The organism is Clostridium sp. LIBA-8841 (assembly GCF_034439435.1).
In the GTDB taxonomy this organism is placed as follows: Bacteria; Bacillota; Clostridia; order Clostridiales; family Clostridiaceae; genus Sarcina.
Genome location: NZ_JAPCKJ010000009.1, coordinates 45,380 through 60,413 on the forward strand (window position 1 = coordinate 45,380; position 15,034 = coordinate 60,413).

16 protein-coding genes are annotated in these 15,034 nt (G+C 28.3%); 15 read left to right on the plus strand and 1 reads right to left on the minus strand.

Features of this window, described 5'->3' with window-relative positions; genetic code table 11:
• Positions 1 to 20: 20 nt before the first annotated feature.
• The 11 genes from dnaX to OIF33_RS16845 all read left to right on the plus strand — a co-directional run bounded on the left by dnaX (position 21) and on the right by OIF33_RS16845 (position 9,331).
• The gene (gene dnaX / locus OIF33_RS16795; RefSeq protein ID WP_322505385.1) at positions 21 to 1,667 is read left to right on the plus strand and encodes a DNA polymerase III subunit gamma/tau; all 1,647 of its coding nucleotides are present in this window, start codon (positions 21 to 23) and stop codon (positions 1,665 to 1,667) included.
• Between the two features lie 111 nt (positions 1,668 to 1,778).
• Positions 1,779 to 2,117: a YbaB/EbfC family nucleoid-associated protein gene (locus OIF33_RS16800; RefSeq protein WP_322505386.1), complete on the plus strand. Its 339-nt coding sequence runs from the start codon at positions 1,779 to 1,781 to the stop codon at positions 2,115 to 2,117.
• 90 nt (positions 2,118 to 2,207) lie between these two features.
• Entirely contained in the window at positions 2,208 to 2,804 is a 597-nt protein-coding gene (gene recR / locus OIF33_RS16805) for a recombination mediator RecR (RefSeq protein WP_322505387.1), read from the plus strand.
• A gap of 83 nt (positions 2,805 to 2,887) precedes the next feature.
• Positions 2,888 to 3,166: a YaaL family protein gene (locus OIF33_RS16810; protein ID WP_322505388.1), complete on the plus strand. Its 279-nt coding sequence runs from the start codon at positions 2,888 to 2,890 to the stop codon at positions 3,164 to 3,166.
• A 15-nt stretch (positions 3,167 to 3,181) separates the two neighbouring features.
• Positions 3,182 to 3,460 carry a pro-sigmaK processing inhibitor BofA family protein gene (locus OIF33_RS16815; protein ID WP_322505389.1) on the plus strand — a complete coding sequence of 93 codons (279 nt, stop codon included), beginning with the start codon at positions 3,182 to 3,184 and terminating at the stop codon, positions 3,458 to 3,460.
• 298 nt (positions 3,461 to 3,758) lie between these two features.
• Entirely contained in the window at positions 3,759 to 5,138 is a 1,380-nt protein-coding gene (locus OIF33_RS16820) for a hypothetical protein (RefSeq protein ID WP_322505390.1), read from the plus strand.
• A gap of 162 nt (positions 5,139 to 5,300) precedes the next feature.
• Complete coding sequence (locus tag OIF33_RS16825; protein ID WP_322505391.1) at positions 5,301 to 5,480, plus strand: hypothetical protein; 180 nt, start codon at positions 5,301 to 5,303, stop codon at positions 5,478 to 5,480.
• A 69-nt stretch (positions 5,481 to 5,549) separates the two neighbouring features.
• Positions 5,550 to 5,732 (plus strand): hypothetical protein, encoded by a 183-nt coding sequence (locus tag OIF33_RS16830; RefSeq protein WP_322505392.1) that lies wholly within the window; start codon positions 5,550 to 5,552, stop codon positions 5,730 to 5,732.
• Positions 5,733 to 5,933: 201 nt separating this feature from the next.
• Positions 5,934 to 7,010 carry an alanine--glyoxylate aminotransferase family protein gene (locus OIF33_RS16835; RefSeq protein WP_322505393.1) on the plus strand — a complete coding sequence of 359 codons (1,077 nt, stop codon included), beginning with the start codon at positions 5,934 to 5,936 and terminating at the stop codon, positions 7,008 to 7,010.
• Positions 7,011 to 7,077: 67 nt separating this feature from the next.
• On the plus strand, positions 7,078 to 7,983 hold the full coding sequence (locus OIF33_RS16840) for a D-2-hydroxyacid dehydrogenase (RefSeq protein WP_322505394.1): 906 nt from the start codon (positions 7,078 to 7,080) through the stop codon (positions 7,981 to 7,983).
• A 118-nt stretch (positions 7,984 to 8,101) separates the two neighbouring features.
• Positions 8,102 to 9,331 (plus strand): DUF1015 domain-containing protein, encoded by a 1,230-nt coding sequence (locus OIF33_RS16845; protein WP_322505395.1) that lies wholly within the window; start codon positions 8,102 to 8,104, stop codon positions 9,329 to 9,331.
• Between the two features lie 140 nt (positions 9,332 to 9,471).
• Here OIF33_RS16845 and OIF33_RS16850 read toward each other — a convergent pair whose 3' ends face one another.
• Positions 9,472 to 10,167 (minus strand): 5'-methylthioadenosine/adenosylhomocysteine nucleosidase, encoded by a 696-nt coding sequence (locus tag OIF33_RS16850; protein ID WP_322505396.1) that lies wholly within the window; start codon positions 10,165 to 10,167, stop codon positions 9,472 to 9,474.
• Between the two features lie 309 nt (positions 10,168 to 10,476).
• Here OIF33_RS16850 and OIF33_RS16855 point away from each other — a divergent pair, with 309 nt between their 5' ends.
• The 4 genes from OIF33_RS16855 to OIF33_RS16870 all read left to right on the plus strand — a co-directional run bounded on the left by OIF33_RS16855 (position 10,477) and on the right by OIF33_RS16870 (position 14,475).
• Positions 10,477 to 11,238 (plus strand): tRNA threonylcarbamoyladenosine dehydratase, encoded by a 762-nt coding sequence (locus OIF33_RS16855; RefSeq protein WP_322505397.1) that lies wholly within the window; start codon positions 10,477 to 10,479, stop codon positions 11,236 to 11,238.
• 404 nt (positions 11,239 to 11,642) lie between these two features.
• Entirely contained in the window at positions 11,643 to 12,809 is a 1,167-nt protein-coding gene (locus OIF33_RS16860) for an MFS transporter (RefSeq protein ID WP_322505398.1), read from the plus strand.
• A 24-nt stretch (positions 12,810 to 12,833) separates the two neighbouring features.
• The gene (locus tag OIF33_RS16865) at positions 12,834 to 13,772 is read left to right on the plus strand and encodes a GNAT family protein (protein ID WP_322505399.1); all 939 of its coding nucleotides are present in this window, start codon (positions 12,834 to 12,836) and stop codon (positions 13,770 to 13,772) included.
• Between the two features lie 19 nt (positions 13,773 to 13,791).
• Positions 13,792 to 14,475, plus strand: coding sequence for a deoxynucleoside kinase (locus OIF33_RS16870; RefSeq protein WP_322505400.1), 684 nt, complete (start codon positions 13,792 to 13,794; stop codon positions 14,473 to 14,475).
• Positions 14,476 to 15,034: the final 559 nt, after the last annotated feature.

Here is a 15,034-nt window from a genome sequence, read left to right on the forward strand (position 1 = left end):
GGCTTAGAGAGGTGAATAATTTGGCATATAAAGCTTTGTATAGAGAGTGGAGACCACAAACTTTTCATGATGTTGTAGGTCAAGAACATATAACCACTACATTAAAAAATCAGATAATAAATGAAAGAACAGCTCATGCATATTTATTTTGTGGTACTAGAGGAACCGGTAAAACTTCTACAGCTAAGGTAATGGCTAAGGCTTTGAACTGTCTAGATTTAAAAGACGGAGAGCCTTGTAATCAGTGTGAGATGTGTAAAAAAATAAATGAAGGGTTAGCAATAGATATAACAGAACTTGATGCAGCTTCAAACAACGGGGTAGATAACATAAGAGATATAATTGACGATGTTCAATATCCACCTCAAGAAGCTAAATTTAAGGTTTATATAATGGATGAGGTTCACATGCTTTCTATTGGTGCAGTTAATGCATTTTTAAAAACTTTAGAAGAACCACCAAAGAATGTAGTATTTATACTAGCAACAACAGATCCTCAAAAACTACCTATAACTATACTATCAAGATGTCAGAGATTTGACTTTAAGAGAATTAGTAGAAAAGATATAACAGGAAGACTTAGAAAAATAGTTACAGAGCAAGGAATATTCTGTGATGATAAAAGTTTAGACCTTGTGGCAAGAGTATCTGATGGAGCTATGAGAGATTCCCTAAGCATATTAGATCAAGCTATTTCCATAGGGGATGGTAAGGTAGACTATGATGAATTAGTTTCTATGCTGGGTCTTGTAACTAATGATAATTTATTTAAAATAGTAGATTCTATAATAAAGAGAGACATAGAGAGTGCTATGGAAATCATAGAAGAATTAGTTCTTACAGGAAAGGATATGACTCTTTTCATAAAAGATTTAATAGTACATTATAGAAACTTGCTTATGATAAAGGTAACTTCAAACCCAGAAGAAGTTTTAGATACTGCAGAAGAAAATATCGAAAAGCTTAAAGTGCAAGGTGCTAAGTTAAAGGTTGAAGAAATCATGAGATGCATAAGGATTGTGCAAGAATGTGATGAAGATGCTAAGCTTAGTAAGCAGGCTAGAGTTTATTTAGAACTTGCTGTAATAAAAATGTGTAAAATCGAGTATGATACTTCTAAGGAAGTTATGCTTGCTAGGATAAATAAATTAGAGCAAATGATAAAGAGTGGCAATATAAAAGTTAATACTAATTTAGAGGCTGTTAAATCAGAAGTTTCTAATGAAACTATTAATAAAAATACTAATAATAACCTTAGACAACAAGTTGCTTCTCAAAGTTCAAATAATTATGAAGCTGTGAATGAAAATTCAACATTAACTCCTGAATACTTAAGAAAGGTTTGGAAAGATATTCTTGAAGCTTTTAAGAGTAGAGGAAAGTATATGGTGTACATAGCTTTAGCAAAAGGAATAAGCAATGTTTCTTGTAACAAAGGAGTCGTTGAGTTTAGATACACTTATGAATATAGACATAATAAAGAAAGACTTGAAAAGCATGATTTCTCTAAAATAGTAAATGATGTCTTTTCAGAAGTTTTAAAAGAGCCTGTAAGGGTTGTTTATAGTGTTGAACGAGGCACAGAACAAGAAAAAGCTGAAGAAGCAGATTTAGAAGCTAGACTTTCAGGAATAATGGGTGATGGACTAGAAATAGTCGAAGAATAGCATAAAAAAATAGTAACAAAAGAACACATAATCATATAATCTAATAATATAGTAAATTATTCAAAAATACTATATAATATTAAAGAGTTAATTTTTAAGGAGGATGTAAGTATGGCAAGAGGTGGATTTCCAGGCGGAATGGGAAATATGAATAATCTAATGAAGCAAGCACAAATGCTTCAAAAGCAAATGCAATCAATGCAAGAGGAAATCGAATCAACAGAATTCGAAGGTTCAGCTGGCGGTGGTGCAGTTGTTGCAAAAGTTAACGGAAAGAAAGAATTAATTGCACTTAATATAGAGCCAGAAGTTGTAGATCCAGATGATGTTGAAATGTTAGAAGATCTAGTTTTCTCAGCTGTTAAGCAAGCTTTACAAAAAGCTTCTGAAGAAACTTCAGAAAAGATGGGTAAATTAACTGGTGGAATGGGAATGCCAGGATTATTCTAATAGAGATACTTATTAAATTTCAAAACTCTGCTGAAATTTCTCAGCAGAGTTTTTTATAAATAGAGAGAATTAATTTAAGGAGGAAAAAGGATGGAATTTTATCCAGTAGCTATAGAAAAGTTAATTGAAGAGTTTGCTAAACTACCTAGTATAGGGAAAAAATCAGCTCAAAGATTAACTTTACATATTTTAAATTTACCAAAGGATGAGGTTGAGGAATTTGCCAATGCTTTAATAAAAGCAAGAGGAACTATAAAATATTGTTCAGTTTGTGGAAACTTTACAGATACAGATCCTTGTGCCATATGCTCAAATCCTAATAGAGAAAAGGATATAATATGTGTTGTGGAGCAACCTAAGGATATAATGACAATGGAAAAGGTTAAGGAGTTTAATGGATTATATCATGTTTTACATGGAACTATTTCTCCAATGCAAGGAAGAGGTCCACAAGATATAAGAATAAGAGAATTAGTAGCGAGAATGAGTGGAGATGTAAAGGAAGTTATAGTAGCAACAAATCCTACTATTGAAGGAGAAGCTACTGCTATGTATATTTCAAAAATATTAAAACCATTAGATGTTAAGGTTACTAGAATTGCAGCTGGAATACCTGTTGGTGGAGATTTAGAGTATGCAGATGAAGTAACTTTATCTAAAGCATTAGAGGGTAGAACAGTTATTTAAGTAAAAGTCAAAATTTTATAACACCGGAATATAACTTGGACATTTTGGATATAATTTCAAAAGAATAAGTTGGAGGTGTTGGTATGGATAAAAAGAAAATTTCTGATTACTTAATAAAAAAAATAGATTACTCAAATGAGGATGAAGAGATATTGAAAGCTATTGAGCAAACCATATTAGAAATGCAGGTTGCTAGGTCAGCTTTTCAAAATGCTTATGATGATAAACTTATAGATTCTTTAATATATAAAGAGCAAGACATTAATGCTAGATATGAATACCTCTTAAGAGAAGCTAAAAAAAGAGGTATAAAAGTTAGTTTAGAACATATATTTAAGAATGCCAAGATAAGTATAATTTAAAAAGGTGGTATGTTTATGGATATGGGAGCTTTATCGTTAGATGATATAATTCTTCTGATTATAGGTGTGCTTGTTGCAGTATTAATTTTAAAATTAATATTTGGATCAATGAAAAAGATAATAGGATTAGTTATTAACAGTATTTTTGGTGCTATACTGCTTATGATTGTTAATTATTTTGGAGCTTATTTTGGTATAACTATTGGAATAAATTTATTAACAGCTTTAATAGCAGGAATTTTAGGAATACCGGGAGTAATTTTAATGGTATTATTCCGATATTTTGTTAGATAATTGAAAAGTAATTTTACGAAAATTTATATTATAGAAATAAAAAAACAGGTGAAATCACCTGTTTTTTTATTTTTTTAGATGGGAGGAAACTTGCAAAGTAAGCAAGGAATGCATTAAGTACTTCTTCCTTTTCTAAGGAGAGGAGTAGTCAAAAAAATGAAGAAGCAATTAATCATTCTTTATATCAATATATGTTATGAAATAAAATTTGCTACTTAAATCAATAAAAAAAATCATAAAAATATTTATTTAAAAGTATAAATATAGAGAGTTTATACTTTTGCGAATGGAGATTTATATGAGAGTTTTATTAGATGATTTATTACTAAAGAAATATAGAGTAAGAGGAATTATAGCCCTAATAATTTTAGGAGTTTCTTCTTTCTTTTTAATGGGAAACTATCATACTATAAAATATTTTTCTCAAATAGATGGAGGAAATATTGATAGAACTATAATAAATACATGTTTTTCTATGAGTCATATAAATAAATTTATATTCTTTTTATTTTTAGTGTGGGTAGTTGGATTTTTATTTAAAGATAAAGAGGATGAAATAAGAGAAAATATTTCTATAGGAGGAGATAATATAAAAAAATATTTTATCTCTAAAGCTATACTTATTTATGGTGTTTCTTTAGGCGCTATATTAATCAACATATTAATCAAAATGATTTGTTATTTTCCTTATAAAGATATTTTTAGTATTGATAAGTTATTTATAAGTTCATTTTATTTTCTTACAATCGGAATACTATTTACTTCTATAATTTTTACTATGAATTTAATTGTTAAGGATAAACTATTAGCAGGAATATTACCAATATTTTTGGCGGATGGAATGATTATATTTTTTGCTATAAGTAGAATTTTGATTAGTGATAGGCTTAGTTGGATAAGAAACTTTTTAAATATGATTGGAGAACAAGTATTATTAGTATTTAAGTTATTGTTTTTAGATTTTGAGCCTAGTACATTTTCAGCTTTGAGGCAATCTTTACTTTTAATAATTTTATTATCAATATCAGCACTGTTGGTTTATCTTTCATATTTACTTATGAAAATAGTAAATGTTGAATATCTAAAAAGACCATATTTTTTTGAAATACCAAGGTATGTTATATATGTATTTATGAGCATGTTAGTTGGTTTTACAGTTATGACAGGTATAGGATATTTCTTTATAATGTTTATTCCAAGTATAAGTTATGTTAATGGAACATTTATAGTTAATATACTCTCTGTTGTTTCTATGGTTGGTATATTTATTTTCTTAGAAGCTTTATATAGAAAAAAAGTATTGGTAGAAGAAATAGAGGCATATGCTCAGGAAGAATCTAATGAAATACAACCCTATAGAGAAGAATTTATTGAGTTTGATGAAACTACTGGGCTTTTAGAAGAGGGTAAAGATATAAAAGAAAAAGAAATCTTCCAAGAGGAAGAAAACTCTCATAATAAAAATAAAATCTTAGAAAAAATAAGCAATTTTGATGTAGAGGAAGAGGAAATATTAAAGGATGAATTTAATAAGACATTTAAGAATATGGAATCTGAAAAAATAGACCATATTCAAGAAAATAAAATCTTAGAAGAGGATTTATACATTGATGATGTTGATGATATGCTAAAAAACTTTGTTTATGATGAGATAGAAAATGAGACTAATAAAGAATAGCAATAATCAAATTAAAATTAGTTTTAATTTTTATACTATATTAAAAAAAACAGCTAAATAATTAACCTTATATATAAATTTATTGATTAAAAACTTTATTTTAAAGAATTAATTAAAAGTGATATACTTAACTATATGTAAGATATAGGCAGGAGGGTTATTATGGCTGTTGGAACAAGTATAAATTGTAAGTATTGTATAGATTTTAAGAATAATAGATGTGATGGAACTGAGGAAAATTGTCTTTGTAGACTTTGTCCTAGAAACTTAGGTCAATGTATATGTGTAAAGTATTGTAGAGAAACAGAATCAGTTTTGTTTTGGAATGATGAAGAGGAATAAATTAGTATAAAAAAATCTTTCTTAGAAAATACTAAAAATATAGTATTGTTCTGAGAAAGGAGAATTTGTATGGCTATTAGTGAAGAATTTATAGATATAGCTGAAAATTGCGTTGATTATTCAGCTAGACATAGAGAAGCTGTATCTTCAATGAATTCTTGTAAAAGCTGTTTAAATTGTAGTAAGTTTCATAGTGGAACTTGCGAAAAAGAAATGGAGAATAAATTCAACATTTTACAGGATATGATTTAAGAATACTTTAAAGAGTTTTATTATTTAAATAATAAAACTCTTTTTATTTATAAAATTTTTTAAGTGAATGTTGATTTTTAGCAGGTCTTTCAGATTTGCTTAATTTCACGTAATATAAAAATTTTATTATCACCAATGAGGAAAATTTGTAATATACTATTAAATAAAATAATCGTTGAATAAACAAAGGGAGGGGATTAGATGCATAAGAAGTTATTTATACCAGGACCTGTCGAGGTAAGAGATGAGGTTCTAGAAAAAATGGCTACTCCTATGATTGGTCATAGAAGTAAAGAGGCATCTCAATTGCAAAGGAGAATAAGCGATAATTTAAGAAAGTTATTTTTTACTAACAATGAAATATTACTATCAACAACTTCAGGCAGTGGATTAATGGAGGGAGCTATAAGAAGTTGTACACTAAAGAAAGCAGCCGTTTTTTCTGTGGGTGCTTTTGGGGATAGATGGTATGAAATGGGGATAAGTAATAATGTTCCTGTGGATAAGTTTGAAGTTCCTTGGGGGAAGGGACTGGATGCAAAGTTAGTTGATTCAGTTCTTAAAATTGGTGAATATGACTTAATAACCGTGACTCATAATGAAACATCTACAGGAGTTATGAATGATTTAGAAGCGATAAGTAAAGTTCTTAAAAAATATCCAGATGTTATATTCTGCGTTGATGCAGTTAGTTCTGCAGGTGGAAGTAAGATTGAAGTTGATAAGTTTAACATAGATATATGTATTACTTCTTCACAAAAAGCTCTAGGACTTCCTCCAGGAATGGCAATATGTACATTTTCAGAAAAGGCTAAGGAAAGAGCAGAAAAAGTTAAGTTTAGAGGGACATATTTAGATTTATTAGCTTTATATAAATATATTAAAAAGAAAGATTATCAGTATCCATCAACACCTTCTATTTCACACATGTATGCTTTAGATTATCAATTAGACTATATATTAAATGTAGAAGGATTAGAAAATAGATTCAATAGACACATTGAGATGGCTAAGATAGTTAGAGAATGGGCAGAAAAATATTTTGAAATTTATCCTGAGAAAGGATACTATTCAAATACTCTTACAACCATAAAAAATAATAGGAATATAGATGTTGGGGCATTAAATAAAGAACTTGGGAAAAGAGGATTTCAGATATCTAATGGGTATGGAAAGCTAAAAGATGAGACATTTAGAATAGCGCATATGGCTGACTGCCAGGTTAAGGATATAAAAGAATTGTTAACTAATATAAATGATATTTTAGGATTAAAATAAATTTAAGCCCACACTGGTTAGTGTGGGCTTTTCTAATAAAAAATAATTTACAGGGGGCTGTTTGAGGATGTTAAAAATACTTTTAAATGATGGTTTAGATAAAGAAGCTATCAATAAATTGAAAAGCTTAGGTTATGAAGTTGATACTAATCACTATGATTTAGAAATATTGAAAGAAAAAATAAAAGATGTAGATTGCATAGTAATAAGATCTGCTACTAAAATAAGAAAAGATTTGATAGACGAGGCTGTTAAGGGAGGAAATTTAAAATTAATTATAAGAGGTGGCGTTGGAATTGACAATATAGATGTTAAATATGCTGAAGAAAAGGGTATAGAGGTAAGAAATACTCCTAATGCTAGTTCATCATCAGTTGCAGAATTAATATTAGCTCATATGTTTTCACTAGCGAGATTTTTAAATCAATCTAATATAACAATGAAATCAGGTCTTTGGAATAAAAAAAGTTATGTTGGAACTGAATTAGGAGGAAAAACTTTAGGGATAATAGGAATGGGGAGAATAGGAATAGAGTTAGCTAAAAAGTGTACAGCCTTAGGAATGAAAATAATATATTTTGATTTAATAAAGGTCGATTGTTCAAATAAAAATTATAAGCAAGTAGAATTTGATGAACTATTAAAAGAATCAGATTTTATTTCTATAAATATTTCAGGAACCAATTGTATAATTGGAAGTGAAGAATTAAAGAAAGTTAAAAATGGTGTATTTATAATAAATAGTTCTAGGGGTAAGGCACTAGATGAGAAAGCCATATTGGATAATTTGAATAATGGAACTTTAGGTGGAGTTGGATTAGATGTTTTTTGTGAGGAGCCAAGTAAGAATTTTGAATTAATAAACCATCCTAAAGTAAGTGTTACTCCTCATATTGGGGCTTCAACGAAGGAAGCTCAAGGAAAAATAGGAGAAGAAGTTGTTGAAATAATAAAAGAGGTTCTAGATAAATAAAAATTGAAGTATAGGCTCTATTTTAAGCTATTGTTGATTTTTAAGTAGAATTGTAAGAATATATTAATTTCAATATTTACTTAAAGCAGAGCCAGGTATAAAAGGGAGAGTGAGTAAAATGGTTAATATAAAAGCTTTTAGAGCTTTAAGACCAAAGTGTGATTTGGTAGAAAAGGTTGCGGCATTACCTTATGATGTTTTAGATAGAGAGGAAGCAAGAGAAATAGTTAAAAATAACGAGTTTTCATTTTTGAATGTTGATAAAGCTGAGGTTTATTTCCCAGGAAATGTTAGTGAATATTCAGAAGAAGTTTATAAAAAAGCAGGTGAAAATTTAGAAAACTTTATTAAGAATAAGGTATTTATAAAAGAAGAAAAGGACTGTTTATATGTTTATGAATTAAGTTTAAATGGGCAATCTCAAAAAGGAATTGTTTCATGCCTAGCTGTTGATGATTATTTAAATAACACTATAAAGAAGCATGAGTTTACAAGAGCTAAAAAAGAAGCAGATAGGATTAATCATATAAAGGCGTGTAATGCTCAAACTGGACCTATTTTTTTAACTTATAGGGATTCAGAAAAAATAAATAATAAGGTTTCACAGATATGTTCAGAAAAACCTTTATATGATTTTATTGCTGATGATGGAGTTTTTCATAGAGTTTGGAAAATAGATGATGAAGATATAATAAATGAAGTAATAAGTGATTTCAAAGAGGTTAACTCAGTATATATAGCAGATGGACACCATAGGTCTGAGGCTGCCGTTAAAGTATGTTTAGAAAGAAGAGAAGATGGTCAATGTTTACTGGAGGATGAGTGTAATTATTTCCTAGGAGTATTATTTCCTAAAACTCAACTGTCAATAATGGATTATAACAGAGTAGTTAGAGATTTAAATGGTTTAAGTGAAGAAGAATTCATATCAAAAATAGAAGATAAGTTTCAGGTTACTAAAGTTAATGAGGGAGAACAGTTTAAACCACAAAATAAAGGTGAATTTGGAATGTATTTAAATAATCAATGGTTCAAATTAAAATATCTTAGCAAAGAGGATGATGTTGTTAAGAATTTAGATGTATCAATACTTCAAAATAATATTTTAGAGCCTATTTTGGGAATAAGAGATGTAAGAAATGATGAAAGAATAGATTTTGTTGGTGGAATAAGAGGACTTAAAGAATTAGAAAAAAGAGTATATAAAGATATGAAGATTGCTTTTGCTCTTTATCCAACAAGCTTAGAAGAAGTAATGGAAATCTCAGATCAAGAACTAATAATGCCACCAAAATCAACCTGGTTTGAACCAAAACTAAGAAGTGGTATATTCATTCACGAAATATAATAAAAAAGTTTGTTAAGAGAGCAAAACTAATAAAATTTATAAAGAGAATATTTGCATAAATTCTTGATGAAATACAATTAATTCTCGGAATATATTTATCAATTTTATTAGCTATAAAGCTCCTAAACAAACTTTAAAGATTAAGCCATTTTTAAAATCATTGATTTTAATATTGAAGTAGAGTTTTTAACTCCGATTGCTGTGAATTCAGCAAAGTCCATATGTGCTCCATTATTTGCGTTATCAGATATTGATCTTATAACAACGAATGGAATATTATTTAAGTAACAAACGTGAGCTATACTTCCACCTTCCATTTCGCAAGCAGAAGCTCCGAATTCCTCTCCTAACCATCTAACTTTTTCAACGCTAGCAACGAATTGGTCTCCAGTAACGATTCTTCCAGTGAAGCTCTTTATATCTTCATTTTCTTTGCAAGCTTCTTCACAAAGCTCAACTAATTCTTTTGAACATTTGAAATCAAATGTATCTAATCTTGGGATTTGTCCTATAGGATCTCCAAAAGCAGAAGTATCCATATCGTATTGTACTAGTGAGTTAGCTATAACAACATCACCTGGGTATATTTCCATTCCTATACCACCAGCAACACCAACATTTATAACTTTATTAACTTTGTATTCACTTATTAATATTTGAGTACAAACGGCAGCGTTAACCTTACCTATACCACATACAACAGCTACAACTTCTTGACCCCAAAGAGTTCCTTGGTGAAAAGTCATGTTAGCTTTAGTATCTTTAGATTTTACTTCCATATCTTTTAAAAGAATTTCTAATTCTTCGCTCATAGCAGCTATGATTCCTAAAGTCATTTCTAACTCCTCCTTAAAATAAATTCATAAAGTTATTATATATTAAAAAAAGATGATATCATAGAAATTTAAATATTGGAATTATTTTAAGTAAATTTTGTAGATACATTGATATATTAAAGAATTCTGTGTTAATATACATGAAAAAACTTTATTTATAATCACTATAATGTATATAATATTAATGAATTTGTGTATTATCAAATAAGATTCTAGGGAATATATAGTTCTTTAGATACTTACTTTTAGAGTATTATTGGAAGATTAACATAGGGGAAATTTTATTAACTTAAGAAGGAGAGAAGTTTTATGTTACAACATTCATTGTCAAGAACAGAATTACTTATAGGTAAAGATGCTTTAGATAAATTAGCAAATAGCAAAGTTATGGTATTTGGAGTAGGTGGAGTAGGAAGTTTCACTGTAGAGGCATTAGCTAGAGCAGGAGTAGGAAATTTAATATTAGTTGATGACGATACTGTTTGTTTAACAAACTTAAACAGACAAATACATGCTACATATAAAACTGTAAGTAAAGATAAGGTAGAAGTTATGAAAGAAAGAGTTCTTTCAGTAAATAGAAAATGTAATGTGGAGACTATACAAGTTTTTGTTACTCCAGATAACTTAGAAGAAATAATTCCTGATGATGTAGATTACGTAGTAGATGCTATAGATACAGTTTCAGCTAAAATAGCTCTTGCTGTTTATTGTGAGCAAAAAGGAATAAAACTTATGAGTTCAATGGGAACAGGAAACAAATTAAATCCTGCTGAATTTAAAGTAACTGATATATATAAGACAAAGGTATGTCCTTTAGCTAAGGTAATGAGATATGAGCTAAGAAAAAGAGGCGTTAAGAAGTTAAAGGTTGTTTATTCAGAAGAAATGCCTAGAAAACCAAAGGTTGAAGATGTAGTTACTTGTAAAACAGGATGTGTTTGTACTGGTGGAACTAAAAAATGTGCTTCAAAGAGACAAATACCAGGAAGTATATCTTTTGTACCTCCAGTAGCAGGTATGATAATAGCATCAGAGGTAGTTAAAGACTTAATAAAAGAATATCTTTAATATAAAGAAAAAACATCTAAGTTTTCTTAGATGTTTTTCTTTTTTTATTTGGCTATATTTTAAACTATAATTGATTTTTAGATAGGTCTGAAGAATTATATAAAAATCAACATCCGCTTAAAGTATGGATTTTTGTTTAATATTAGAAATATTCTATATTTCATAAATATAAAGAACTTTTTAATTATTGTATTATGGGGATATTATTAAGTACTATTTAACTTTTTTATGGTATAATTTTTATGTTTTTATTTGATGGTTAGCTACTTTAAATCTATATTTTTAAAAGTATGTCAAGGTAGTAATAATATAGATTTGATTAAATTTCAAATTAAGCATGTTAAGCTCGATTTGAATTAAGGTCTAATTTTATTTATCGTAAAAAATAATAAGGAGAAATAATGATGAACAGTAAGAAAAAAAATTATGTTGCATTAGCTTTCCTATTTATAATGATGATATTAGCGGCTATAGTTGAAAATACAAAAGGTATATTCATACCTGTATTTAAACAAGAATTTGGAGTTAACGATAATACTATAAGTAATTTACTTATATCTACTTCAGCTGCATATATGGTATTAACATTTATAGGTGGAATGCTTTGCGAAAAGTTAGGACAGAAAAAAGTATTTTTAGGTGGATTAATGGTGATATTTTTATCACTTATATTTTTGTTTTTTACAAAAAATTATACAATGTTATATACAGGAATGGTAATAAGTAGTGCGGGAATAGCAATGGTTGCAATATCATGTAATACTGTTCTTCCTATACTAGCATTGACGGCCCAAAATGTAATAATGAATGTTATGCATGCTTGTTACGGGTTAGGCTCATCTGTTGGTCAAGGGCTTTTCGGTGCATTAACTGCTAGGGGAATAAACTGGAGAACTATATATTTTGCAGTGGGTATAATTTATTTAATAGTATTTATATGTTTTATATTCGTTAAGATTCCTAGAACAGAGGTAGTTAAAGAAAAAGATAAAATGACTATATTTGAAGCTTTGTCTAATAAATTAATAATTGCATACATGCTTGCATTAGGATTATATGTATTTACTGAACAAGGTATTTCAAACTGGTTCGTAAATTACATGAAATATGGATACAACATGAATGAACAAAAGGCAGGTATATACTTATCATTATTCTTTGCTATATTTACAATAGGAAGATTATTTGGTGGCTTTGTAGTAGAAAAAAGAGGATATTTCAACATATTATATAAAACATTAATAATAGGAGCTATACTTTGTGTAGCAGGTTTACTTTTAGGTAGAAATGGTATGGTAATAATATCTTTATCAGGATTATTCTTCTCAATAACATTCCCAACAACTGTTTTAAGTATTAGTAAGGTTTTCGATAAACATGTTGCATATATTACAGGAATCGTAATAACAGCAGCTAGTTTAGTTGGTATGATACTTAATAAGGTAATTGGATTGTTAAATGAAAGTATAGGACCAGATAAAGCTTTCTATATAATACCTACAAGTGCAATTTTATCTGCAATTTTAATGTTCTACTTATATGTAAATACTAAGAAAAAATTAGTTAAGTAAAAAATTTAAATTGGAGAGTAGAGTATGTCTTTTGATAAGAATGTATTAATAGAAGCTACAAGAGGAAATGAAAGGGAATACGTCGTAAAAGATAAAGTTGGCATAATACTAGGAAGATTTTTCTTAAAGGAAATAGACCACAAAAATAAAAAGGTAGATGTTAAGTTTAAGTTTTATAAAGAAGATAACTATAAACTTATGAAAGAAACCTTAAAAAAGATTTTAAAGGTTCTATTTGCTGAGAAGGACGTATATAAAATTAATTTTTTTGTTTCAGATATAAATAATTTTAATGCCTATTTAGATTTAGGATTTATGCTTGAGGGTATATTATCAGACAATGTATGCACTAACGGTGTTCAAAAAGATGAATATATCATGGGGATAAATATAAATGATTTTACTGAGAAGGTTAAGATAGTTCAGTTTCAATTGAATACTACAAGATTGGTTCTTAGGAATTTAACTCCAGAGCATACAGAGGAAATGCTTGATTATTATATAAGAAATGAAGAACATTTAAGACAATATGAACCTACTAGAGATAGTAGTTTTTATACTTATGAAGGACAAAAGGAAATTCTAACAGAAAGTTTTAGACAGTTTATAGATGGAACTTCAATTGATTTAGGTATATTTAAAGAAGAAAAACTTATAGGAAAAATTAAATTATCTAATATAGTTTATGGAATATTAAGAAGTGCTTTTGTTGGATATTCAATAGATAAAGAATATCAAGGGCATGGATATATGAAAGAAGTGCTTAGTGAAGTATGTAGTTATGCTTTTGAAGAGATGGGGCTACATAGATTGGAAGCATCAACATTGTTAGGAAATAACAGATCTCAAAGTGTTTTAAAGGCTTGTGGGTTTAACGAACTAGGTATTAATAAAAAATATTTATACATTAACGGTGAATGGAGAGATCATAAAATATTTTATAAGGTAAATGAGGACTTATAGAACTTAAGGAGGAACAACATTGTCTTTAAATACAAAAAACAATCTTTATAGAGAGATACTAGATAGGATAGATAGAGGAGGAAACTGGGAAATGATAGTTGTGGATGGAGTAGTTGGAGTTGGTAAAAGCACTTTAATGAATATTTTAGCAGAGAGAGGATTAATAGCTTATGAGGAGCCTGTAGTGGACAATCCTATATTAGAGAAATTCTATTATGATAGAAATAGATATTCATTCCCACTTCAAGTATTCTTTTTAAATAAAAGATTTAAACACATAAAGGAAGCTGGACTTGTAGAAAACTCAGTAATGGATAGAAGTATATATGGAGATGTTATATTTGCTAAGATGCTTTGTGAAAAAGGTGAAATGACAGTTGAGGAGTTTGAGTTATATAAAGAGCTTTTAGAAAATATGTTAGAGCATGTTAAGGCACCTAAACTAATGGTATATTTAGAAATATCAGTAGATGAAGCTATGAAGAGAATTCAAAAAAGAGGTAGAGACTATGAGCAAGTAGTTGAAAGAGAATACTGGGAAAAGTTAAATGGTGAGTATAGAGAGTATTTTGAGAACTATGATGTTTCTCCTATATTAAGAATCAATGTTGATGAATTAGATTTTGAAAATGTACCAGAGCATAAAGAATATGTATTAAGACTTATAGATGAAAAATTAGCTGAATTAGAAAATAATATATAAGTTTATTTAGTAAAAGAGGATGTAATTAAGCATTCTCTTTTAAGATGGGGCTGATTTTTACATTGAAGTTCAGGTGAGCTTAGCCTTCGTCAAAATGTATTTATACTTCTAGACTAAAGTTAAAATTACTATAAAATAGAGCTTGATTTTTATATTTTAAAATTATTTATATGTAGATTTTAGTGAATATCTTTTTTAAAAAAATGAAATAATAAATAACAGTTAGCTAGTTTTAGTGCGTTTTAGAGTTAATTTATAATAAAATGGAGCTTATATTCTATAAACTTCTCCTAGTGTATCAATATATGGTATGTGGAGTAAATTAGAGAGTTTTTAAGTATTTTATTATTATTTTTCTGAAAATATAATAAAATTTAAATTAGATTAAAGAAATGGTGTTAAGATAATACATGTCGCTGACGAACAACAACAAAACAAAAGACAATAAGTTGAAAGAAAACAACTTAAAAAGTTTTTTGAAGAAAAATGTTGACAAAGTTCGAAAGTGATGATAAACTAAAGAAGTCGCTTAAGGGCGACGAGGAAATGGTCTTTGAAA